We start from the raw sequence: 21,397 nt of genomic DNA on the forward strand, positions 1-21,397 counted from the left end.
ACTAGTCGACACAATACACTATTTTTTATTATATCAATAGAAAATGCAAGATTCAACAGAATAGTTACAAAAGAAGCATCATTGCAGGACAAAGTATAAAAAAAGGCTGCATCCCCGGATTCGGATGCAGCCTTTTGCAGGGCACAATCAACTTATTTCCTACCTAAATCATATCAATAAGGGCCTGAAAGGCACCTGATATGGTCTCTCCAAGCGATTTGCCGATCGATGAGAAAAAGTTGAAAGCTTTCATTTCTTCAAGCTTTTCTTTTTTCGTTTCCAAATCATGACTCGTCACTTTTTCGCCAAGGATATCCGCTTCCATCTCCCCTTGGTCCGATTGGTTAATGATGAATGCACTATTCAAAGAGGGATCTTCATACCCCTTCATTTTTTTCATCCCGTCGTTGGCTTGCTGCATCCCGATTAAAACACCTAAAAACAATATGAGCACAATCCCTGTACATTTCAACCAAAATCGAACCATGATAAAAGAACTCCTTTCAAATTACTGCGCTTCCGAATCCCCGGTCGGGTTATCCACTGCTTTGGCATCCCAGTAAAATTCACTGAAAACCTCGGTAAAAGCATCAACGGTCATGTACATTTCCTCGAAAGTATTATCAACACCGCCAATTTCAAGTAGCATGGAATTGCCTGATAAATCCTGATTATATACTCCATTTTGACCCGCTCCGCCCTGTTTCATAACCCCTCGTGAAATTCCGGGATATTTTTTTTCCAGAGCTTTATGAATTTTATTGGCAAGCGCCGCATTTTTTTCATAGTTCGGGTTATTCCCCCCGATCACGAAGGCGATCTTGGCATACTCTTTACCTTTGATTGTAATTGTCGTATGTTTCTTCCGCTTTGAATCGCGGTGGATATCAATCAGATATTCTAAATCTTTGTTAGTGGCCAATGCCGTCTGGACGGATTTCCGTGATTCTTGATACGATTTGGCATAATTCAAACCTTTATTATTCAGATTTCCCATGATATCCGTTTTATCGAGCGAGGAGCCGATCCCCTTATCAGCCAAATCTTCAACCATCCGTTCCCCAAGTTTCGTAATATTGATTTTAGAATGGTAGGCTAGGTCGGGATTGGTCACCCCTTTTAAATATGGAAGATAGGACTCCCGGTTATGGCTATGGTATATCTCGACCACTTTCCGGCCATTGGTCGTTTGATTCGGCTGATTGGTCACTCCTTTATCCGGTTCTTCAATCTCATCCAGGTTTTGCAGGGATGCATCCCTTTCTTCATTCAGGACATCTACTGGCGGTGAGGATTCATACGGCATATTCGTATAATTCGTCCCTTCCCCAGCAACGAGGATCTCATTATCAAAAATCGAAAAGCCAGGAAGTTCCCTTCCCAGTAAACTTCGCGGGTCCTCGAGTGAAATGTTGGTCGAGACTTTTATCAATTGATTCGTGATGATCGATTCCTGCTTACCTTCCGGCAGGGCATTAAAAAGATAATGATTTTCGTTGGCCAGCATCGAAAACAGCATTTTTCCCGAGAATTGATTGGCTACAGTATGTACGGAGTTAGAAGATATCCGATACTCCGGTCTTAGGGAAGTCATGACCCCACTGACTGAAAAAACAAAAAGAAGCAAGGCGAGAATACCTAGAAAAGTTTTTATTATTGTTGATCCGTGAATGGCTGTTATGATTCCTGGGGAATTTCTTCTTTTCATCTTTCCACCCTCTCTATAGCTTGTCTATTAATACCTATGACTTTGCTAGAAAGGGTAGAACACCATTTTTGGGCACTGAAAGTGATTTAACGGGTGTAATAGCCGGCATTATCTTGATTTATTGAATGATGCAAGGCTGCATTTAAACCATTAGCTATCAAATTGGCCATATCCTCAATGAAAACATCGACTTCTTTCGGTGTAACCATCAAATTTTGACCAAGCGGTGACAGTACTTCATAAATCAATTTCCGTTTCTCTTCATCAGGGAGGACACCTATCATTCCCAAGAAGGTTTGGCGCTCCTTTTCACCTGGCATATCCTCTTCGGTCAGCTTTGTGCGCTTCCCAAAACTGAAACCAGCTGGTGCCAACGAGCGTGATGGCCTGTTCCCTTCATTCAGTTCCTTGCCAAAGTGCTTCAAAATATAATCTATCGTATCGCTGGCAATGGATACGGCATCCACGACAGTAGGTATTCCAATTGCTATAACAGGAACTCCCAGCGTAGCCTGGCTCAATTCTTTTCGTTTATTTCCCACACCAGACCCTGGATGGATGCCTGTATCCGTAATTTGAATCGTAGAATTCACCCGTTCGATCGAACGGGCAGCCAATGCGTCAACGACGATAAGGAAATCAGGATTACTTTTTTCGATGACGCCTTTTATGATGTCACTTGTCTCGATTCCCGTAATCCCCATCACCCCAGGGGAAATGGCACTGACCGGCCGATAGCCTTCCTTGACGGACTCTGGCTGCAATTCGAACAAATGTCTTGTGACCACAAGGTTCTCAACAACTGCAGGCCCCAAGGCATCGGGGGTAACATTCCAATTACCAAGACCGACAACCAAACAACTGCTTTCTTTTGTGATTTTATTCCGTTTCAAAAAGTAAGCCAGTTCGTTGGCGAACACCTTTTCCACCCGTTGCTGCGTATCCGTGTCCTGCTGGCGGATTCCCTGCACTTCGATGGTCAAATAACTGCCCTGTTTCTTACCGATTTCTTTTTCTCCCTCAGCCGTGACCTCAACTAAGGATACCTTCAGATCATCCACTTCTTTTTCCTTAATAATGACCCCTTCGATGCGGGAAACATCCACTTCCTCTACTACACCTTTATGTTCAAGGGCAATCTCCTTTGCTTCAATCGCCAAATCTGTTCGAATTCCGTATTCACTAAGGTCCAAATTATTTTCCATAACGGCCTCCTGATGTTTGAATTGTATCTAATCTAGTATTTTCAATAGTCTCTCTTAAACATTCTGTCGTTTTTGCTTTTTTATTATTCATTTTTTTGGTACAATGAATGATGACGAGATGAATTTTTTCCCGAAATTATAATTCCTTTTCGATTCTCAATCTGAAGTATTGCATATTTATGAGCAGTCTGATAGAATATCACTTGTGCTATTTGATATGGATTTGAAAAGTCGAGTTCATATAATCTCGATTTCTTTGTAGGAGGTGAACGGAATGCCAAACATTAAATCTGCTATTAAACGTGTAAAAATCAACGACAAAAAACGCGTTCATAACATTACTGTTAGATCAACTATGCGTACTACAGTGAAAAACGCTGAAGTTGCATTAGCTGGTGAAAACGTTGAAGCTGCTAAAGAAGCTCTTTTAACAGCTGCTGTGAAATTAGACAAAGCTGCATCTAAAGGATTAATCCATAAAAATGCGGCAGCCCGTAAAAAATCTCGTTTAGCGAAAAGACTTAACGCTCTTAACGCATAATGACAAAAAATTAAACGATCCAATCGGATCGTTTTTTTTGTGCCGTTTTTTGCATAAAAAAGGTGACAGGATATCTGCCACCTTTTTTATCATCTAATTTTTAAAAGCAGCAGCTCAAGCGTGATTGCCTTATCTGCTTGGCCGGTCTTCATTTTATAATCCGCTTCCGCTAAGTCGTTCATGATGCTCAACAACTCGCGTTCCTGGAATTTCCCCGTCTTTTCAAGTGCCAGCTTTACCCTGTAAGGGTGCACCTTCAGTTGACCCGCAATTTTTTGCTGGCTATAGCCCTGACGGGAAAGCTCCTTCACTTGATACATGAGCCTGACCTGACCTGCCATGACACTCAAGATCTTGATCGGCTCTTCATTCTGCCTGAGAAGATCGTGCAGTATCGTCATGGCACTCTCCATTTTTCTCTGTAACACATGATCAACGAGTGTGAAGATATTCTGTTCAAGGGATTTAGCGACCAGCTTTTCCACTACCTCGACTGTAATGTGCTTCTCAGTTTCCGTATAAAGCACCATTTTATCCAGTTCATTCGTCAGCATCATCAGATTCGTTCCTGCAAGTTCAAGTAAAAGCTCTGTAGCCTGCTCATCTATTCGGACTGAAGAAGCTTCGACCCTCTCCTTCACCCACCCCTTTAACTCATGATCACCAAGCTTCTTCGCTTCAACGAGAACCGCCTTACGCTTCAGTTCCTTGGTGATTTTCTTCCGTTCATCCAGTTTCTCATAAGGTGCGGTCAATACGACAATAGAATATGGAACTGGGTCAGCCAAGTACGCTTCCAGTCTTTTCACATTATGCTCAACTCTTGACTTCGTTTTTTCAGCTGTCAAAAAAAATGGGTTTTGCATGAAGACTAGGCGCCTTTCCCCGATAAACGGGAGGGTTTCGACATCTTCAAGCGCAGTTTCAACAGGCGTCTCTTCTAAATCAAATTGAGAAAAGTTAAAATCCATCTCATCTTCGTGAAGGACATTCTCGATCAATAGCTGCTTCGTTTCATTAATTAGATAGGCTTCCGTCCCGTATAACAAGTATACTGGCGCGAATTGCCCTTTTTTTATACTTTTCCAAACGTCTAATACCAATAGAATCCGCCTCTTTACTATGTATTCTTCTCTAATGGTATAGGTGGATGGACCATTTGACAAGCTATAAAGGGAACTAGCCCTTAAAAGGGCTAATTCCGGATCTATATGAACACTTTCAAGAAAGGCCCGGGTAATCTCCCTTGAAAGCGGGTAGAGTATTCATGTAGAACAAATGAGCTTTTCGTTTTCGCTTGCTTTGTTTGTACTTTTATTTTGACCTCAAAATCCGAAACTATTTGTGACAACTCTTGTCAGTAAAGGAAATGAAGGAAGGAAGCCTGTAGATTTTTTTTTGGTAATGTTTTATACTATTAGCAGAAATAGGAGGGGTAAATAATGAACGAATTCGAAAAGAATGTTCAATCAAAGACAGATGACGTCGCTGATTCCGCTATAGGATTCATCGGTTCTTTTGTATTTTTCGCTGCCATGTTCACCATAGCTGTCGTCATTAAAGCTGTCGGATCCTGATTTCAGTCATTACATGCACTTATTTTTCCTGATGGGGGCTGCTGCTGCAGTCTCTTTCTTTTTGATTTTCTATATACTATGGGAGAGTCTTCCGAAAGGTTCCACTGCTTTTGTAATACTTGTAAATAATAGAACCATCCTCGTCCGTCCTGAACACCTTTATGCCATTCCCCTCCAGATTCCCAATTACGTCTCCATGAGGGTGACCGTAGCGGTTATCTTTTCCAACTGAAATAAGCGCCGCTTTTGGCTGCAGCTGTTCAAGGAAGGGCGCGGAAGAAGAAGTTTTACTGCCATGGTGACCGACCTTCAAGATATCCGCCTGCAACTGCGGAAATGTTCTCAAAAGTTCCCTTTCCCCTTCTTCTCCCATATCGCCGGTCAATAACCACGACACTCCCCCAAGCTCCGTGAATAGAACGATGGATGAATCATTCTTATTTTCTTCTTGCTCAAGTGGACTTAGCACAGCAAACCGCGCTCCGCCCGCCACCCATTGGTCCCCCCTTTTCAGGACGGTCATTTTCACTTTTTTCTCTCTCGCCACGGTTACAAAATCCATATCCCTGTATTGCTCTTCACTCCAGCCTCCAATGATGATCTCCGCAACTTTAAAATTATCTATTAACTCTTTTGCACTTCCCATATGATCTGCATCCGGATGGGTTAAAATCAGTTTGTCCAATTGGTGGATTCCTTTACTTTTCAATAATGGAATAATGATATCATCCGCCGTGTTGAACTTTTTTCGCTTTATCGCCCACGTATCGATTGGAAATGTAATATGCCCGCCCGTATCAATCAAATAATTACCGCGATTGAAAGGCAGGATAATTAAAATGGAGTCACCTTGTCCAACGTCGATGATTTGCACTTCACCAAAAGGCGAGAACCTTTGTAAGTTAAATTGCAAAAGTAAAAGGACGATTATCATTCCGCACCAGATTTTACTTTTTTCAAAGGATACTTCCCAAGTCAGGCATAACCCTATAAGGGAAATAACAAGTAGGAACATCATGAGGAAAGGCGGCTTTCCAAACGGTATGGAGGCGAGCGGTAATTCCGATGCTGCATCAGCGGCTTTATTGCAGAGTACAAAAGTGAAATTCAATAATGATAGGAGAGGTTGACCAAAGGAAGGCAGTAATAAATGAATGAGGAGGGAAATCAGTGAAAATGGCAGCAATATGATGGAATAAAGCGGAACATACAATACGTTCAGAAACACGCCAAGTAAAGATACTTCAAAAAAATGAAAAAGCAAAATCGGAAGGGCTGCCAGTTGGCAGATGGAACTGAGGATGAACAGCTGCATCGATTTCTTCGGGTATTGCAAGAAGATGCTTGAAGACATGATAATGGAGAATGTGACCGCGAATGAAAGCTGAAAACCTATATCATAGAGCATATTAGGCCGAAAAAACAAAAGTGCCAAATAAGTCGATCCAATTGCGGCACCCGCCGAAATCCGCTTCTTGAATAACAGGAGTAGAAAGAAAAGCATAGCCATTGAACAGGATCTCACTACGGATGGACTGGCACCTGAAAGTAACATGTAAACCGGAAGGAAGAGTAAGATGGCCATCATCATTCTTTCCCGTGTAATCCCAACCCTGATGCCGATGTAAAATAACACCCCCGTTAAAAAACTGACATGAAGGCCGGAAATCGCCAGTAAATGAACCAACCCCAACCGCTGATAATTAGTAAGGTCCCCTTCATCTATATATCTCTGGTCACCGAATATGAGCGCTGTGACAAATCCGCTCGACTCTTCAGGAAAGTGTTCTCTAATATATGCAATCCCCTTCAGCCGCAAATTACGGATCGAAACCAGAATCGAGTTTCCACCTTCTTTGCATTCTTGAAATGAAATGGAATCCGCTTTGAATATCCAATGGGTGTCTTGGCGGAAAAGATAACGCTGGTAATCGAAACTGTTTTCATTCCTGTTTTTCTCGGGAATTTGCAATGTCCCTTCAGCCGGACAAGATAAACCGATTCGAAGAAACTGACTCAGCTTTTCCTGTTCCAATTCGGTCGTGATTTTATAACGAAGCACTAGCCGTTCGCCTTTCTCACTGCCAATGAACCCTTTTAATGAATTTCCATCTATATTCGGTTGATCGGTAAATGTGATGATAAATTGGCTTTCCGTTCCATGATAGGCAGTTTTGTTTCGGTGATCGGAGAAGGAGGCGGCCCCTAAAAATATCCCCATGATCACCAAATGAAAACTAAGGGCCTTCACACTTAAGCCCACCGAAAAATAAAGGAAACAGAGAAAAATTAGGATAATGATCAGCAGCCTTACATTTAAAAGAGAATGGGCCGTAACACCTAATGTGGCTGAAACGGCCAGTAAGATAAGATGTCTGGCCATGCCTGCCCCCCGTCCTATTTAATTTTCGAATATCTGATTGGCCTGCTTTTCCAGTTCCAATAAATCTTCTTTTCCCAGACCGTTTTGTTCAAGTTGAGCTAGCAATGAGAATACAAAGTCCTTTTTTTGTTTTCCATTAACATCGATGGCGCCTTTTGCTTCAACCTTCTCGGTCTTGACACCCGCCTGTTTGAATAATTCGAGGGCATATGGATGATTTTTGTAATCCTCGGCATAATAAACGGCCTTTATGCCAGCTTGGATGAGTGATTTACAGCACTGAAGACACGGAAAATGCGTCACATATATTTCCGCCTCATCAGTCGGCACCCCAAATTTCGCACATTGTAAAAGTGCATTCATTTCTGCATGTATCGTTCTGACACAATGATTATCAATTACATAACAGCCGTCATCAATACAATGCGTCCCTCCCGCAATGGACCCATTATATCCCCCGGCAATGATTCGGTTGTCCCTGACGATGGTCGCCCCTACAGTGAGGCGTGTACATGTGCTTCTTAAAGCTAATAAATGGCTTTGTGCCATGAAATATTGATCCCAACTAATTCTGTTCATGTTGTATCCCCTTACCACTAGAATGATTTTCTTCAATTTTACCCTCTTCCTGTCCATTTGTGTAGCATTCATTTCACCGAAATGGAATCCCGTAACCTTTCAAACGTTTTATCGCCGATTCCCGTAACCTGCTTCAATTCATCGACCTCCTTGAATTTCCCTGCCGTCTCCCTGTATTCCAGGATCGCATTCGCTTTGGATGGTCCAATTCCCGTCAAGGTTTGCAAATCTTCCTGTGTAGCAGTATTCAAGTTCACCAGCCCTCCTGACGTACCCTTAGTGACGGCACCACCAGACGTCCCGACTTGTATATTCTCCAAGTCCCCTTTGTCTTCTTCACCTATTTCCGGAACATAAATGACCATTTGATCTTCGATGATTTGGGCAAAATTCACTTTATCCGTGTCAGCCTTTTCCGTAAAACTGCCCGCAGACGAAATCAAATCAATCACCCGGTCACCTGCCTGTGCAGTAAATATGCCCGGGGACTTGACCGCTCCTTTAACGTCCACTTTAATGATCTCAGGTTCGGCAGCCGATTCATTTACACTTTGTTCCATTTCAGCTTCTTTTGCAGTAACGGAAAATATATCTTCCGTATCTGCCGGATCCTCCCCTTGTTGAGAAAAAAAGTAAATGCCCCCTGCCACAAATGCAACGGCAACGGTAATCATCGTCATTTTCCTTTTTGAAATCCCTTCCATTTCTTTACCTCCTTATTGGATTTCGCACGATACATTGTCATAGGACAGATTAAAAATACATAGTGTTTTTAGGAGAATCAATCGCTTTAAGTGAGAGGAGTTGATCGGAATTGAAGAAAATCGGTGTTATCGGAACCGGAAATATGGGTACCATTTTAATCGAGGCATGGCTGGAGGCAAAAATATTGAATCCGGCAGATCTAATCATTACAAATCGCACACTTTCCAAAGCATTGGTGCTGAAAGAGAAACACCCGGGTATCAAGGTTGCGGAAAGCGCAGCCGAAATCGTCGAACAAGCGGACTTTATCTTTCTCTGTGTAAAACCATTGCAAATTAACAGCCTATTACAAGGCATCAAACAGCATATAAAAAGGGATCAGCTGGTTATTTCCATCACAAGCCCGGTTTCCGTCTCCCAGCTCGAATCGGCAGTGAATGCACCCTGTGCCCGTTTTATCCCGAGCATAACGAACCGTGTGGGTTCAGGCGTATCGTTACTGAGTTTCAGCGAGAGCTGCAGTAAGGAGAAAGTGTCAGCTTTATTCGATTTGGCCTCCGCCATATCGGCACCGGTCATCATTGAGAATGATATCACCCGGGTAGCTTCCGATATTGTCAGCTGCGGCCCTGCCTTCTTCAGCTATTTAGCTCAAGCTTTCATTGACGCGGCTTGCCAAACGACGAAGATAGATAAAGAAACGGCTACGACTTTGACTGAGAATATGCTGGTTGGCTTAGGGGAATTGCTCGGTAAAGGGGTTTATACATTGCCGACCTTACAGGAAAAGGTTTGTGTAAAAGGTGGAATAACAGGTGAGGGGATCAAGGTTTTAGAAGCTGAAACCGGGGAAATGTTCCACCATCTTTTTCAAGCGACACATGAAAAGTTTGCAGAGGATCTTCACGAAGTTGAAAAACAGTTCGGCCATCCTTATTAATATTCGTAATCAAGATCTCAATTCCTTCTAAAAGTAAAAAAAAGAAGAGGTCAGACCTCCACTCGTACTTGTACGAACGGGGATCTTGACCTCTTTATCATTTACTGGCTACAAACAAGATTCTTTCGGTTTCCGTTACGAGCGGTGCTTCTTCTAGATCCGCCAGAATTTCAGAAACCGTGAAACCTGCTTGCTCCAACCACTTTTTATATTGTTCAACCGGATAGGTCCGTTGATAATGCAACTCATCAAAACGGTCATAAAGGCCGCTTTCATCATCCCTTACGAAAAAACTTAAATCATGTTCCACGCTGTAGGGTTCTTCACCCGGGAAGCAATCCCATATATAGGATACTTCTTCACCATTGACAGCAAACGTATGATCACGAAAGATTTCTTCCATTTTATAAAGGGAATGGATATCAAACATGAATAATCCGCCATCCTTCAAATGCTCATGAACCCGGCTGAACGTCTTGACTATATCCTCTTCGTCGCGAAGGTAGTTCAGCGAATCACAAAAAATCGTGACACAATCAAATTGGCCAAGTCCTTCGAGTTCTGCCATATTCTGCTGGAAAAGCGGAATCGATAATCCAAGCTTAACCGCTTTTTCATTAGCAACAAGAAGCATTTCATCAGATAAATCCACGCCGGTGACTTCGAATCCGTGCTGCGCCAATTCTACTGTCATTTCCCCGGTTCCACACGCTAAATCCAGAACTTTCTTTCCACCAATTCCATACTGTTCCAGCTTCGCCGTAAGGATCATCAGCCATTTTTCATAAGGTGCGTCCTTCATCAATTCATCGTATACATAGGCAAAGCGTTCGTAAGTCATGAAGTCAGTTCACTCTCTAGATCTTCAAAAGGTGCATCGCCCCATAGACGTTCAAGGTTATAGTAGTTTCTTTCATCTTTATGGAAAATGTGGGCCACTACATCGCCAAGATCCACAAGCACCCATTTTGCCTCGTCAAAACCTTCAAGACGCTTTACATTGATTCCTGATTCATCAGCTTTGCTCTTCATTTCACGAGCTATTGCTTGTACTTGTTTTTCAGAATTACCGTGGCAGATCAAAAAGTAATCCGCTACAAGGGAAATACCTTGCATGTTCAATGCCACGATATCCTCCGCTCTTTTATCATCCGCCGCTTTTGCTGCAATTACAAGAAGTTCACGTTCAGTCATTACATCTTCTCCTTCAAATTCATGATCAAATCATTATATGTCTTAAATGTGTCAGGGTAAATTGCCTGATTTCTTTTCATTAAAAAAACAACTGTATTCCTTAAAGCCTGGATGACAGCATGATCCAAATTTTGCTTTGCTGTCTGCCTGACTTCGTCGACACCGGGGAAAGAACGTCCCGGCTCGATATAATCAGCAAGGTATACGACTTTATCCAAAAGACTCATGCCAACCCTGCCAGACGTGTGATGGGCAATCGCATCCAAGATTTCAGCGTCCTGAATGCCTGCTTCCTTATTCACCAGATAAGCCCCGACAGGAGCGTGCCACAGCTCCATATTGTATTCAAGTAACGCCGGGTCCATTTTTTCAGCGATGATTATTTGCTCCATTTCTTCTTTAGGACGAAATTTTGCATAATCATGGAAAATGGCTGCAAGTTCCGCTTTTTTGACGTCGGCACCATACCGTTCAGCAAGTTCAATCGCTGACTCGACCACACCCAAGGTATGAATGTACCTGCGCTCGGTGATTTGTTCTTTGACCAGCGCCAATGCTTTCTCACGATTCATATAAACCATTCCCTTTAATATACTTCACCACTGGATCTGCTATTAAATATTTCACGGTTTTCCCTGTTCTTAACTTCCTACGTATCATGGAAGACGAAATGAACATCTGCGGGACTTTCACCATCGTGATCGGGTATACGGTATTCTCATTATATCCAGGGCGCTTCACCCCGACGAAATTGACCATATGCACCAGCTCGTCGATACGATGCCAATTCGGTAAGTACTCAATCATATCTGCGCCAATTATGAAATAGAACTCATTGGCTGGCTCAAGTTCTTTAAGCAATTTTATCGTGTCATACGTATAAGATGTGCCTTTTCTTTCTATTTCAATACCCTCAATATAAAAAGATGGGTTTCCGGCTATCGCGTTTTCCAACATGGCCAGCCTGTCCATATCGGTTACTTCCTCCGATTTTTCCTTATGTGGAGGAACGTGATTTGGCATGAACCTGATTTCATCTAGCTCAAGGGCATCCAGCACTTCGTTGGCTATAATTAAATGCCCGATATGCGGAGGATTGAATGTACCGCCAAGAATTCCAATTTTTTTCATAGATAGGTTCCTTAAGGTAATTTAAGTTGTTTGTTTTCTTTTGATTCTTTATACAGCACAATTGTGTTGCCGATAATCTGAACCAATTCCGCCCGTGCACCTTTTGATAAAGTAAGCCCTACATCATTGCGGTCCTCTTCACAGTTTTGCAGGATGCTTACCTTGATTAATTCACGTACTTCAAGCGCCTCACCAATTTGCTTGATGAGATTATCATTGACTCCGCCTTTACCAACTTGAAAAATTGGATTGAGGTGATGGGCCTTTGATCGTAAAAATCTTTTTTGTTTTCCTGTTAACATGTGTTACCTCCTAGTTTGTTCAAGACAATATCTGTCATTCTTGCTGTATCCGGCATAATGCCTGTCCATATCTCAAATGCAAGCGCAGCCTGGTTGATGAACATTCCCAGACCATTTTGCGTTTCCGCCCCTTTTTCCCCAGCTTCACGCAGCAGCTTGGTTTGCAGAGGGTTATAGATGATATCACTGACAATTGCACCGGTTTTAAGCTGGTCGACCTTTAACGGCGAATGATCCAGTTCAGGACTCATTCCAGAAGAAGTCGTTTGGATGATTAAATCATATTGTGATAAGCTTTCTTCCGCTTCGATAATCGAGAGTGCCTTCGATACTTTATCATAAGGGCAATCAGAAACAAGCTGGGCCGCTCTTTCCTTTGTCCGGTTTGCAATATCAACTTGCTTTACCCCTTCTTTCACGAGGGTAAAATAAATCGCACGCGCAGCACCGCCCGCTCCGATCACTAACGTTTTTTTAGCCTTGATGTCACCTGATATTTCATCGCATAAAGATTTAAAAAATCCTTTTCCGTCTGTATTATACCCTATAAACCGACCATTTTTGTTAACAACCGTATTTACAGCCCCGATTGCCAGGGCCAGTTCATCCACTTCATCAAGGAAAGGGATGATTGAAGTCTTATGAGGGATCGTGATGTTAAACCCTACTATACCAAGGGCTTTCATGCCTTTCACGGCATCGTTCAAACCTTCTTTCGTCACATGAAAATGGTGATAAACCGCTTCTATATTTTCTTTTTCAAATGCATCATTATGAATGTCCGGTGACATCGAATGTGCAATTGGATCTCCCATTACCCCATATATCTTTTTCATAGACTAGACGACCCCTATATTTAGATTAATGATTTGCGAACGATCACATTGACGCCCTTTGGAACATGTGCAACGATTTTAGCCCCTGGCTCATTGACCGTCACCCAGCCAAGACCAGAAAACACAATATCCATTTTACCATCTTTCAAGGAAAATTCATGTGGAATCAGCTTCGGAAACTCCTCGATTTGTTCCGGCCTTGGGGGAGTCAGTAATTCCCCGGCATGGTTTTTATACAATTCATCGGCATTTTCCAGTTTCGTACGGTGAATATTCAATTCGTTCGAAAGGTAGCAAGTCAATGAACGTCTTCCGCCTGAGACATAGTCCAACCTGGCCAACCCTCCGAAAAATAACGTCTGCCCTTCATTCAGTTGGTACACTCTCGGCTTGATTTCCTTTTTCGGCATAATCACCTTGAAGTCCCGTTTGTCCACATAGTGAGCCATTTGATGATGATTAATGATTCCAGGTGTATCGATCAATGCCTGTTCATCATCCAAAGGAATTTCAATCATATCCAAGGTAGTTCCAGGGAAGTGGGAAGTCGTGATGATATCACTTTCACCGCTCACTTCTTTTATAAGACGGTTGATGAAAGTCGATTTCCCTACATTCGTACAGCCCACCACATAGACATCTTTTCCTCTGCGATACCGCTCGATCGCATCCGCCGCTTCAAGTATGTGCTTTCCCTTTTCCGCACTGACAAGCAGGACATCGATCGGGTTAAGACCCAATTCCTTGGACGATTGCTTCATCCAATTGATCAACTTGTTCGGTTTTACCGATTTAGGCAATAAATCGACCTTATTTCCGATCAGAAGAACATCATTTCTTCCTACAAATCGATGAAGGCCAGGCAGCCAGCTTCCATTGAAATCAAAAATATCGACGATTTTGACGATTAAAGAGTCGGTTTCGCCTACTTTATTCAAGATTTTCAAGAAGTCATCGTCTGTTAAGGATACATCCTGAACTTCGTTATAATGTTTCAATTTAAAGCAGCGCTGACAAACGATGCTCTCTTTTTCCAGAGCCGATTTAGGGGCAAAGCCCAACTCCTTCGGATCTTCAGTCTGGACCTTCACACCGCAGCCGATGCACACTAATTCTTGATGATTGTTCAATTGTGATCCTCCCATTCTATCATTCCTTTTCGTTTAAAAAACGCCATGATCTTTCTTTCAAAATAACGATTGATCCTTGTTCTGAATTCGTCGGTCTGTGCGACAGGGACCACTAAGATCGTATGAAACCCGCCTCTGTTCCCTCCCAATACATCCGTCAATAACTGATCGCCGATTACCACCGTTTCTTCTAATTTCAACCCCATTGTCTTACGGGCTTTATGGAAAGCCCTTGCCATCGGTTTTCTGGCCTGGAAGATAAACGGAATGTGAAGCGGATCGGAAAAAGCCCGAACCCGATTTTCATTATTATTGGACACAATCGTCACTAAAATCCCATGATCCCGCATATTGTCGAACCATTTGATTAAATCGGGGGTGGCAGTCGGCCTGTCCCATTCAACGAGAGTATTATCCAAATCGGTAATGACGCCCTTAATCCCTCTTTTTTTCAATTCTTGAGGATCTATATTAAAAATGCTTTTAACATGTTCACTCGGCAAAAATAATTTAAGCATATTGGCACCTCTATATTTTCATTAAAATTTACCGTTTCCATCATATCGAATTTTCAGCCCACTTTCAAAAAAAATTAGGAAAGAATGGCTGACGGTAAAGAAACATCATAATGTATGTTTTCTGATATGGAAAGGCATTTTTCATTAAATAATGGGAAATTTGCAGGCAGACCAGAACCAAAGAACTAATTATTCATAAAAGATTTCGACAAAAATTTCATTTATTCAACCTGTGGATAACTTTACTAACATTTTCCATACTGATGGGCACCATTTCGTTCACTTTGCAAACAACTTAACCACAGGTTATCCACTTTTATCTGTGGATAACAGAACGATTGTTCTCCACGTTTATTTCTGATACAGTAGGGGTACATCAAGGAAGACTTATCAATATATGCAAGTAAACACCAAATTATTCCTCGCAATTCCTACTGGAGGTGAGCAGCCCTTAAGTGGCGTTCTGATGCAAAAACTATCTGATGACCTGTTGCTTGAATCCTATTTTAAAGCACAGAATTTAAAGTTGAGTACCGATTTCATCCGCCTCATAGAAACGGAAATTCATCGAAGGTCCCTAACACATAAAATCCGATCCATATTTTAATATGAAATACATAGGCTGACATCAAATGTCAGCCTCTTATTTTCATTTTGAAGTTAGACCGCTCTCATGAATCCAATTGTTTCACCTACACGGACATCTGCGGGAATGGATATGTTTCCTTCAAGTTCAAAACTTCCTTTTTCAAAAAGAAGCACAACTGTGGACCCAAAGCTGAAATAAGAAAACTCCTGCCCTTTTTCCAATTCATCCGAATCATCTGTAATGACGATCGAATTTATGAACATGGCCCCGACTTTCACCATTGCCAGATTTCCCGCCTCATTTTGAAGTTCAGTTATTGTCCGGTAATTTTTTGATAAAGGCTCTTTTCCATATTTCATCCCCCATTTATTAACGGGGTATGATTTCCTTCCAAGCGTCCATCGTTTGACCACGGAACCCTTGATGGGCGCATGGATCCTATGGTAATGACTCGGGCTTAAGTATAACACGAGATATTTGCCGCCTAAGTACTTTTCCAATAAAAGCTCATCCCCGAGCATTTCCTCCATTGAATATACCTTTCCCTTAACGACGATCTTTTTATCAGCGCGTATCTCCCCTGAGTCCTCAAGTACACCGTCCACGGGACAAGCTACCGCAGACGGAACTGCCGTAATTGGCCTCGCGTCAGCCTTTAACTGCCTTGTAAATAACTCGTGCAAATTGGTATATGCTTTTAACTCCTTACCAAATTCCTGTTGATTAAGGTTGAATGTTTTTACATATAGTAAAATTAAGGGCCTGCTCCAACGAGATTGGCTAAAGTGCTTTAATAAACCTGATGAATACTGACCATTCGTCAGTTCAATAAGAACGCGATACAAAGACTGAAACAAAATATAACCACTCCAAATTGTAAAATTGTAAAATTATTCTAAAATTCCCTTGCATAAATTGTATTAAATAAAATATTATTATATAATAAATACTTATGTTTACTATATTTTGTTTTAATTTGTTTCATTTGAAAGGAGTGAAAAGATGTTTTTATTACACGCCCTAGATCAAACCATTAAAAAAGTGAAAGCACAAACAGCAAATATACTTACCTTAATTAATTTATCCCTTGGTGGATTTGCGATAATTGCCGTGATGAACGGCCAATTGAATTTAAGCTTGCTTTTAATTTTCCTGGCTGCCCTTGCAGATCGCTTTGACGGTATGGTTGCACGGAAATTCAACATTGAATCGGAATTGGGTAAGCAACTTGATTCCATGTGTGACATCATATCCTTTGGCGTCGCACCGGCTCTATTATTATACCAAGGAATATTGATAGAATTCGGAGCACCTGGCACACTCTTCACGGTTTTCTATATTGGCTGTGGCGCGTTTCGTCTCGCCCGCTTCAATATAAGTGAAAGCAATGGATATTTTACAGGAGTGCCCATTACGGTTGCGGGCTGCATCGCTACTTTAAGTTATCTAGCCATCCCGTATTTCCATCCGGTCTTTTTCTTATCCCTCATGATTATATTATCATTACTTATGGTCAGTCCATTTAAACTGAAGAAAGTTTAATAAGAAAGCGGATGTCCTAAACCGGACATCCGCTTTTTTGTTCCTATTCCAGCCTAAACCCATCTTATGCTTTTCGGACTAATGGGTCGGTCAAACGCATGAATTCTTCTACATCCTCCATACAGGCATTGACCGCTTCTTCCCAAAAATCCCGGGTCTTTAAATCGACGCCTAAATGTTTCTCCGCCAAATCCTCGACCTTCATGGAACCGGTATCCTTTAATAGAGCGATATATTTTTCTTCGAAACCTGCAGGTTCTTTCAGGGCATTCGCGTATATGCCTAATGAGAATAAGTAACCGAATGTGTACGGAAAATTATAAAATGGTACACCTGTAATATAAAAATGGAGCTTTGAAGCCCAGAACGTTGGATTATAATCACTTAAAGCATCGCCATAAGCTTCTTTTTGTGCATCGACCATCAGTTCATTCAACCGTTCGGCACTGACATATCCTTGCTTCCTCTCGTCATAAAACCTAGTTTCGAATAAGTAGCGGGCATGGATATTCATCAATAATGCCACGGAACGCTGAATTTTATCTTCTAAAAGCACCAGTTTTTCTTCCTCACTGGCTGCTTCCTTAACAGCTGCATCCGCTACGACCATTTCAGCAAAAGTGGAGGCGGTTTCCGCCACATTCATTGCATATGACCGATTCAATGGATGGATATCCCTCATCGCATAAGAATGGAATGCATGACCCAATTCATGAGCCAATGTCGATACATTGGACGGTGTGCCCGAATACGTCATGAAAATTCTTGACTGCTTATTTAATGGAAAGCCGGTGCAAAAACCGCCTGGTCTCTTACCTGGTCTGTCCTCAGCTTCAATCCAGCTGTCTTCAAAAGCTTTTTGGGTGAAGTTCGCTAATTGAGAGCCGAACTTAGCGAATTGTTGGATGATGAAGTCTGCACCTTCTTGATAATCCATTACTTTGGATTCTGCCGTAACAGCGAGCGGTGCATCCAAATCCGCCCAACTTAATTTATCCAAATCCAGTAACTCCGCTTTCCTTTTTAAAAACCTCACAAGCGGCTCTTTATGATCGGCAATTACATTCCACATGCTTTCGAGGGTTTCTTTTTTCATCCTTCCTATTTCAAGAGGCTCTTTCAAAATATCATCCCAGCCCCTTTTTTCATTCACACTGAGACGGAAGCCAGCCAAGTGGTTCAAAGTCCGGGCAAACAGGTCACTTTTTTCCTCCCAAGCCTGTTCCCACGCAGTAAATAATTCTTTCCGGGCCCTTTCATCAGGATCGGAAAATTTATTCGCCGCTTGGCCTATAGAAAGCTTTTCACCCTTATAAGGGATGGTCATTGAACCGACGATCGTATCATACATCTGGCTCCAACCTTCGAAACCGTCCATGGCCAATTGGGTGATCAATGCTTCTTCCTTCACGGAAAGCTTTTCCTTTGCCTTTTCCCGACGTTCATTCAATACGAATTTCAATTCATTCAATGGTTCTTTTTCGAGGATTTTTTCAAAAAATGCATCATCATGCTGTATCAACTTTTCATCCAGCTTGCTTAACACCATTTTTAGTGAAGCGACTATCTTCATTTGTTTGATCCGCAGCTGACCAGCCTTTTTATCCTGCGCATTTTGAGCTTCCAGGCATCCAATGAAAGCACTTGCCTGCGAAGATTTCATATTTGTATTTTTATAAAGATCAAATGCCTGGATTAAACTGCTTTCATCATTTCCTTCTGGATTGATATTGCTTACAAGTCGGTCTAATTCTTTTACCTCTTCGTTGATTTCATCTAAAAAAGTCAGGAACTCATTTGAAGAGCTTCCTCCTTTAAAAAAGATATCCAAATCCCATGTCATAGAATATCCCATCCCGCATTGCCCCCTTTTTATCACTAACCCCATTATAGAGGTTCATTCAATATTTTTCTAACTAAAAGGAATTTTCAGTATCTTTCAGAACATTTTTCTATATCCCAGATTAAAAGCATGTTATGATGAATATATTCTTGGGAAAGGGGTGGTTGATTCATATGAAATTCTTTATTCACATGTCTGCCATCATCCTGCTCCTCTGGACACTGCCCGTACAGTTCCACCATCATGCACAGCAGCTAACCATTGAAGAACATACCGATGTTCACCATTGGGATAAGGCCGACAAGAAACAGCCTTTCGTGCCGTCCTTTAGTTCATGGCAGTCACTTATCGTAATACTCATTTTCGAATTTTCCATTTTGGGCTTTCTTTATTTTCACTCGAATCTTCGACGGCGATATCTCAGTCCCGTTTTTTATCAGGCGAATTACGTAGCCTCACGCTCTGACATTTTATAAAAAATAAAATGGAGGAGTGATTCATATGTGGTTTCGACTAATTATGATAGGGGTCTTTTCTTTAACCGCTTCACGTCTGTTCCTTTTTCAGGGAATCGAGATTTATCATGCATTTACGGATTTGATCAGAAATAAATATTAAAAAAAGAGTGCGGGGGATTTCCCCGCACTCTCTTTGTTTACCATTCCTATCCTTTAGCTTTCTTTTCCTTCTCTTTTTCTGCCCTGTAAAATTCATGGAACATCTTCATCAAAGCACGTTTTTCGATCCTTGATACATAACTGCGGGAAATGCCAAGCTCTTTAGCGATTTCCCTCTGGGTTTTCTCCTTTTTCAAATCCAGTCCAAACCTGCCTACAATGACTTCCTTTTCGCGTTCATCCAAAATATCAATATACTTTTTCACTTTTTCAATTTCCATATTGAGCTGAATCGTATCGATGACATCTTCCGATTCCGATTTCAGTACATCGATTAAACTGATTTCATTACCTTCTTTATCCTGACCGATCGGATCATGCAGGGAAATATCTTTCTTCGTTTTCTTTGTCGCACGTAAATGCATCAAGATCTCATTCTCAATGCATCGCGCCGCATATGTGGCAAGCTTCGTACCCTTACCATCCGAATAACTCTCAATGGCCTTTATCAAACCAATAGTCCCAATCGAAATCAAATCCTCTGTATCCTCGCCCGTATTCTCGAATTTCTTGACGATATGGGCAACAAGCCTGAGATTATGTTCAATCAGGATGTTGCGGGCATCACCGTCCCCTTCACTCATAAGCTTCAGATATCTCTTTTCATCCTGAGATGACAAGGGCTGGGGAAAAGCATTGTTTTTCACATAGGAAACAAATAAGTAAAATTCTTTGATAATATAACCGACAACTGTAAGTATTCCGGGCATTGGCTTCATCCCCCGTTTCTTTGGTTTCCCTATTCATACCTATGCAACGGTGGGCTTGTTCGTGTCTGTCCCACCAAAAGAAATCACGAAAGTGTTAAATGTTCAAACCAGCCTGGATGAATTCACAAACGAACGAAGGCAAATGTTCATATAATGATAGGGAATTTTTTAGGGAAAGGGGGTTTTTTCGATGGGATATAACTACGGACAATACGGATGCAGCTATGGTTATCCGGCTCCTGCGCCTTGTTATGCAGGGTCTGGTTACGGCTTTGGTTATGGCCTGTTTATTGTCCTCCTGATTTTATTGCTCATTTTCGGGTTTTGGTGGTTGCCGGGATGTGGATTTGGTTATGGAGGATCAGGTCCGTGCTGCTGATTCAGGCAAAGAAAAACTCGGCCCGAGGGCCGAGTTTTCCCATTTTACCTATTTATATCTAACGTTGCCGTTTCGAGTTGATCAGCGTCATGAACATCTTGATCAACATCTCTTCAATACATACAAACCATGACAATGCTGCCCATGCACCGGCAAATCCGTTAGCCGGTATCCTTCTCCTGCCAATAGCAACGCTTCTCTCCTTTTACGTAAAACAAGTTAAACATATTAACCTCCACCTTTCTTTAATTTTTTATGAACGGAATACCTACCTCATATGTTTTTAGAAAAAAGGACGATGCTTCATCGCTTTATCTAGATGTTCTTCTCGAATCTTGTGGATTCTCTCCTGTTGCAAACATTCCTCGGCAGTCATTTTTTTCATTTTAATCGTGATTGTGAAAAAAAGCATATTCAGTGTCATAATATCACCTCCTTTAAGGGAGCGGCCCAACAAAAAGGCATAAAAAGGCCGCAGAAAGTTACGTCCTCCTGCGGGCTTTTTTAGAGAATATAAAAAGACCGCAGGATAAAACACTTCTCCCTGCGGCCGCTATGTCTGAATGATTAATAAAGCCAAATTGCTTTAGAAATATTCCGCTTGGCACAGGTCGAATGTTATGTGATTGTCATTTGAAACGGACCGGCTGATTGCGACGACTCCATGTAGATACAATGTCATTTTCTTCGACCTCCTTTGGAATATTTTTTATTACTTGGTAAGTATATCCACAAATTCGATATTTGTAAACGGCTTTTGCCTATTTATTTGAAAATTTCAATCTTTCTACCCATTTTCATGAGCTATTATTACCTAAAGGAGGTAATTGGTATGTTAAATCTGCCCGTTAATGGGATACAACACTAGAAAAATAAAAAACCTGATTCTTTAAAAGAATCAGGACAGA

Annotated in this window: 25 protein-coding genes; 6 read left to right on the forward strand and 19 right to left on the reverse strand. The window is 41.7% G+C overall.

Annotated features, from left to right (window positions below; translation table 11 throughout):
- Positions 1-163: 163 nt before the first annotated feature.
- The 3 genes from MHB45_RS15065 to gpr all read right to left on the reverse strand — a co-directional run bounded on the left by MHB45_RS15065 (position 164) and on the right by gpr (position 2,913).
- Positions 164-487 (reverse strand): YqxA family protein, encoded by a 324-nt coding sequence (locus MHB45_RS15065; protein ID WP_048682851.1) that lies wholly within the window; start codon positions 485-487, stop codon positions 164-166.
- 21 nt (positions 488-508) lie between these two features.
- Positions 509-1,708, reverse strand: a complete 1,200-nt coding sequence (spoIIP, locus tag MHB45_RS15070) for a stage II sporulation protein P (RefSeq protein WP_072273241.1) — start codon at positions 1,706-1,708, stop codon at positions 509-511.
- Positions 1,709-1,794: 86 nt separating this feature from the next.
- Positions 1,795-2,913, reverse strand: a complete 1,119-nt coding sequence (gene gpr, locus MHB45_RS15075; RefSeq protein ID WP_072273242.1) for a GPR endopeptidase — start codon at positions 2,911-2,913, stop codon at positions 1,795-1,797.
- A 274-nt stretch (positions 2,914-3,187) separates the two neighbouring features.
- Between gpr and rpsT the strand changes: the two genes are divergently transcribed.
- On the forward strand, positions 3,188-3,454 hold the full coding sequence (gene rpsT, locus MHB45_RS15080; protein WP_034308554.1) for a 30S ribosomal protein S20: 267 nt from the start codon (positions 3,188-3,190) through the stop codon (positions 3,452-3,454).
- Between the two features lie 89 nt (positions 3,455-3,543).
- Here rpsT and holA read toward each other — a convergent pair whose 3' ends face one another.
- Positions 3,544-4,557, reverse strand: a complete 1,014-nt coding sequence (gene holA / locus MHB45_RS15085; RefSeq protein WP_048682840.1) for a DNA polymerase III subunit delta — start codon at positions 4,555-4,557, stop codon at positions 3,544-3,546.
- A 339-nt stretch (positions 4,558-4,896) separates the two neighbouring features.
- Between holA and MHB45_RS15090 the strand changes: the two genes are divergently transcribed.
- Entirely contained in the window at positions 4,897-5,031 is a 135-nt protein-coding gene (locus MHB45_RS15090; RefSeq protein ID WP_034308559.1) for a YqzM family protein, read from the forward strand.
- Between the two features lie 76 nt (positions 5,032-5,107).
- Here MHB45_RS15090 and MHB45_RS15095 read toward each other — a convergent pair whose 3' ends face one another.
- The 3 genes from MHB45_RS15095 to MHB45_RS15105 form a co-directional block, all read right to left on the reverse strand.
- Entirely contained in the window at positions 5,108-7,414 is a 2,307-nt protein-coding gene (locus MHB45_RS15095; RefSeq protein ID WP_340907951.1) for a DNA internalization-related competence protein ComEC/Rec2, read from the reverse strand.
- Between the two features lie 18 nt (positions 7,415-7,432).
- A complete protein-coding gene (locus MHB45_RS15100; RefSeq protein ID WP_048682834.1) occupies positions 7,433-7,993 on the reverse strand; it encodes a ComE operon protein 2 in 561 nt (186 codons plus the stop codon).
- A 68-nt stretch (positions 7,994-8,061) separates the two neighbouring features.
- Positions 8,062-8,697: a helix-hairpin-helix domain-containing protein gene (locus MHB45_RS15105; RefSeq protein ID WP_053087384.1), complete on the reverse strand. Its 636-nt coding sequence runs from the start codon at positions 8,695-8,697 to the stop codon at positions 8,062-8,064.
- Positions 8,698-8,807: 110 nt separating this feature from the next.
- Here MHB45_RS15105 and comER point away from each other — a divergent pair, with 110 nt between their 5' ends.
- Positions 8,808-9,638, forward strand: a complete 831-nt coding sequence (gene comER, locus MHB45_RS15110; protein ID WP_226990443.1) for a late competence protein ComER — start codon at positions 8,808-8,810, stop codon at positions 9,636-9,638.
- A gap of 97 nt (positions 9,639-9,735) precedes the next feature.
- Here comER and MHB45_RS15115 read toward each other — a convergent pair whose 3' ends face one another.
- Genes MHB45_RS15115 through MHB45_RS15150 form a run of 8 tightly spaced genes read right to left on the reverse strand, consistent with a single transcriptional unit; the run spans position 9,736 to position 14,749 of the window.
- Entirely contained in the window at positions 9,736-10,479 is a 744-nt protein-coding gene (locus tag MHB45_RS15115) for a class I SAM-dependent DNA methyltransferase (RefSeq protein WP_048682831.1), read from the reverse strand.
- Positions 10,476-10,832: a ribosome silencing factor gene (rsfS, locus tag MHB45_RS15120; protein ID WP_034308569.1), complete on the reverse strand. Its 357-nt coding sequence runs from the start codon at positions 10,830-10,832 to the stop codon at positions 10,476-10,478. The genes MHB45_RS15115 and rsfS overlap by 4 nt, the downstream gene beginning before the upstream one ends.
- On the reverse strand, positions 10,832-11,404 hold the full coding sequence (gene yqeK, locus MHB45_RS15125; RefSeq protein ID WP_048682826.1) for a bis(5'-nucleosyl)-tetraphosphatase (symmetrical) YqeK: 573 nt from the start codon (positions 11,402-11,404) through the stop codon (positions 10,832-10,834). Before yqeK ends, rsfS begins: the two co-directional genes overlap by 1 nt.
- On the reverse strand, positions 11,394-11,963 hold the full coding sequence (locus tag MHB45_RS15130; protein WP_048682820.1) for a nicotinate-nucleotide adenylyltransferase: 570 nt from the start codon (positions 11,961-11,963) through the stop codon (positions 11,394-11,396). Before MHB45_RS15130 ends, yqeK begins: the two co-directional genes overlap by 11 nt.
- 11 nt (positions 11,964-11,974) lie before the next feature.
- The gene (gene yhbY / locus MHB45_RS15135; RefSeq protein WP_034308574.1) at positions 11,975-12,265 is read right to left on the reverse strand and encodes a ribosome assembly RNA-binding protein YhbY; all 291 of its coding nucleotides are present in this window, start codon (positions 12,263-12,265) and stop codon (positions 11,975-11,977) included.
- The gene (gene aroE, locus MHB45_RS15140; protein ID WP_048682814.1) at positions 12,259-13,101 is read right to left on the reverse strand and encodes a shikimate dehydrogenase; all 843 of its coding nucleotides are present in this window, start codon (positions 13,099-13,101) and stop codon (positions 12,259-12,261) included. The genes yhbY and aroE overlap by 7 nt, the downstream gene beginning before the upstream one ends.
- A 20-nt stretch (positions 13,102-13,121) precedes the next feature.
- Complete coding sequence (yqeH, locus tag MHB45_RS15145) at positions 13,122-14,231, reverse strand: ribosome biogenesis GTPase YqeH (RefSeq protein ID WP_222619913.1); 1,110 nt, start codon at positions 14,229-14,231, stop codon at positions 13,122-13,124.
- The gene (locus tag MHB45_RS15150) at positions 14,228-14,749 is read right to left on the reverse strand and encodes a YqeG family HAD IIIA-type phosphatase (protein ID WP_034308582.1); all 522 of its coding nucleotides are present in this window, start codon (positions 14,747-14,749) and stop codon (positions 14,228-14,230) included. The genes yqeH and MHB45_RS15150 overlap by 4 nt, the downstream gene beginning before the upstream one ends.
- Before the next feature lie 466 nt (positions 14,750-15,215).
- Between MHB45_RS15150 and MHB45_RS15155 the strand changes: the two genes are divergently transcribed.
- Positions 15,216-15,356, forward strand: a complete 141-nt coding sequence (locus MHB45_RS15155; protein WP_034311351.1) for a sporulation histidine kinase inhibitor Sda — start codon at positions 15,216-15,218, stop codon at positions 15,354-15,356.
- Between the two features lie 53 nt (positions 15,357-15,409).
- Here MHB45_RS15155 and MHB45_RS15160 read toward each other — a convergent pair whose 3' ends face one another.
- Positions 15,410-16,195 (reverse strand): phosphatidylserine decarboxylase, encoded by a 786-nt coding sequence (locus tag MHB45_RS15160; RefSeq protein WP_048682810.1) that lies wholly within the window; start codon positions 16,193-16,195, stop codon positions 15,410-15,412.
- Positions 16,196-16,340: 145 nt separating this feature from the next.
- On the opposite strand from MHB45_RS15160, the gene pssA reads away from it, so the two are divergent.
- The gene (gene pssA / locus MHB45_RS15165; RefSeq protein WP_048682807.1) at positions 16,341-16,880 is read left to right on the forward strand and encodes a CDP-diacylglycerol--serine O-phosphatidyltransferase; all 540 of its coding nucleotides are present in this window, start codon (positions 16,341-16,343) and stop codon (positions 16,878-16,880) included.
- Between the two features lie 64 nt (positions 16,881-16,944).
- On the opposite strand, the gene MHB45_RS15170 is transcribed toward pssA, so the two are convergent.
- Positions 16,945-18,735: a M3 family oligoendopeptidase gene (locus MHB45_RS15170; protein WP_340907952.1), complete on the reverse strand. Its 1,791-nt coding sequence runs from the start codon at positions 18,733-18,735 to the stop codon at positions 16,945-16,947.
- Positions 18,736-19,387: 652 nt separating this feature from the next.
- Positions 19,388-20,110 carry an RNA polymerase sporulation sigma factor SigK gene (gene sigK, locus MHB45_RS15175; RefSeq protein WP_048682796.1) on the reverse strand — a complete coding sequence of 241 codons (723 nt, stop codon included), beginning with the start codon at positions 20,108-20,110 and terminating at the stop codon, positions 19,388-19,390.
- A gap of 341 nt (positions 20,111-20,451) precedes the next feature.
- Between sigK and MHB45_RS15185 the strand changes: the two genes are divergently transcribed.
- Complete coding sequence (locus MHB45_RS15185; RefSeq protein WP_161802088.1) at positions 20,452-20,622, forward strand: hypothetical protein; 171 nt, start codon at positions 20,452-20,454, stop codon at positions 20,620-20,622.
- 150 nt (positions 20,623-20,772) lie between these two features.
- Here the strand turns inward: MHB45_RS15185 and MHB45_RS15190 are convergent, their stop codons facing one another.
- Positions 20,773-20,913: a YrzI family small protein gene (locus tag MHB45_RS15190; RefSeq protein WP_072273247.1), complete on the reverse strand. Its 141-nt coding sequence runs from the start codon at positions 20,911-20,913 to the stop codon at positions 20,773-20,775.
- Positions 20,914-21,397 lie beyond the last annotated feature (484 nt).

The sequence above is a fragment of the Peribacillus sp. FSL K6-5616 genome, from assembly GCF_038008245.1.
Lineage (GTDB): Bacteria > Bacillota > Bacilli > Bacillales > DSM-1321 > Peribacillus > Peribacillus frigoritolerans.

Bases quoted from the DNA above. Each gene is read 5' to 3' on its own strand.
- sigK (WP_048682796.1), bottom strand. From the start codon at position 20,110: ATGCCCGGAATACTTACAGTTGTCGGTTATATTATCAAAGAATTTTAC.
- MHB45_RS15190 (WP_072273247.1), bottom strand. From the start codon at position 20,913: ATGACACTGAATATGCTTTTTTTCACAATCACGATTAAAATGAAAAAA.
- MHB45_RS15130 (WP_048682820.1), bottom strand. From the start codon at position 11,963: ATGAAAAAAATTGGAATTCTTGGCGGTACATTCAATCCTCCGCATATC.
- gpr (WP_072273242.1), bottom strand. From the start codon at position 2,913: ATGGAAAATAATTTGGACCTTAGTGAATACGGAATTCGAACAGATTTG.
- MHB45_RS15100 (WP_048682834.1), bottom strand. From the start codon at position 7,993: ATGAACAGAATTAGTTGGGATCAATATTTCATGGCACAAAGCCATTTA.
- MHB45_RS15065 (WP_048682851.1), bottom strand. From the start codon at position 487: ATGGTTCGATTTTGGTTGAAATGTACAGGGATTGTGCTCATATTGTTT.
- aroE (WP_048682814.1), bottom strand. From the start codon at position 13,101: ATGAAAAAGATATATGGGGTAATGGGAGATCCAATTGCACATTCGATG.
- MHB45_RS15170 (WP_340907952.1), bottom strand. From the start codon at position 18,735: ATGGGATATTCTATGACATGGGATTTGGATATCTTTTTTAAAGGAGGA.
- rpsT (WP_034308554.1), top strand. From the start codon at position 3,188: ATGCCAAACATTAAATCTGCTATTAAACGTGTAAAAATCAACGACAAA.
- MHB45_RS15115 (WP_048682831.1), bottom strand. From the start codon at position 10,479: ATGACTTACGAACGCTTTGCCTATGTATACGATGAATTGATGAAGGAC.
- rsfS (WP_034308569.1), bottom strand. From the start codon at position 10,832: ATGACTGAACGTGAACTTCTTGTAATTGCAGCAAAAGCGGCGGATGAT.
- spoIIP (WP_072273241.1), bottom strand. From the start codon at position 1,708: ATGAAAAGAAGAAATTCCCCAGGAATCATAACAGCCATTCACGGATCA.
- MHB45_RS15090 (WP_034308559.1), top strand. From the start codon at position 4,897: ATGAACGAATTCGAAAAGAATGTTCAATCAAAGACAGATGACGTCGCT.
- MHB45_RS15105 (WP_053087384.1), bottom strand. From the start codon at position 8,697: ATGGAAGGGATTTCAAAAAGGAAAATGACGATGATTACCGTTGCCGTT.
- MHB45_RS15095 (WP_340907951.1), bottom strand. From the start codon at position 7,414: ATGGCCAGACATCTTATCTTACTGGCCGTTTCAGCCACATTAGGTGTT.
- pssA (WP_048682807.1), top strand. From the start codon at position 16,341: ATGTTTTTATTACACGCCCTAGATCAAACCATTAAAAAAGTGAAAGCA.
- yhbY (WP_034308574.1), bottom strand. From the start codon at position 12,265: ATGTTAACAGGAAAACAAAAAAGATTTTTACGATCAAAGGCCCATCAC.
- MHB45_RS15155 (WP_034311351.1), top strand. From the start codon at position 15,216: ATGCAAAAACTATCTGATGACCTGTTGCTTGAATCCTATTTTAAAGCA.
- yqeK (WP_048682826.1), bottom strand. From the start codon at position 11,404: ATGAATCGTGAGAAAGCATTGGCGCTGGTCAAAGAACAAATCACCGAG.
- MHB45_RS15150 (WP_034308582.1), bottom strand. From the start codon at position 14,749: ATGCTTAAATTATTTTTGCCGAGTGAACATGTTAAAAGCATTTTTAAT.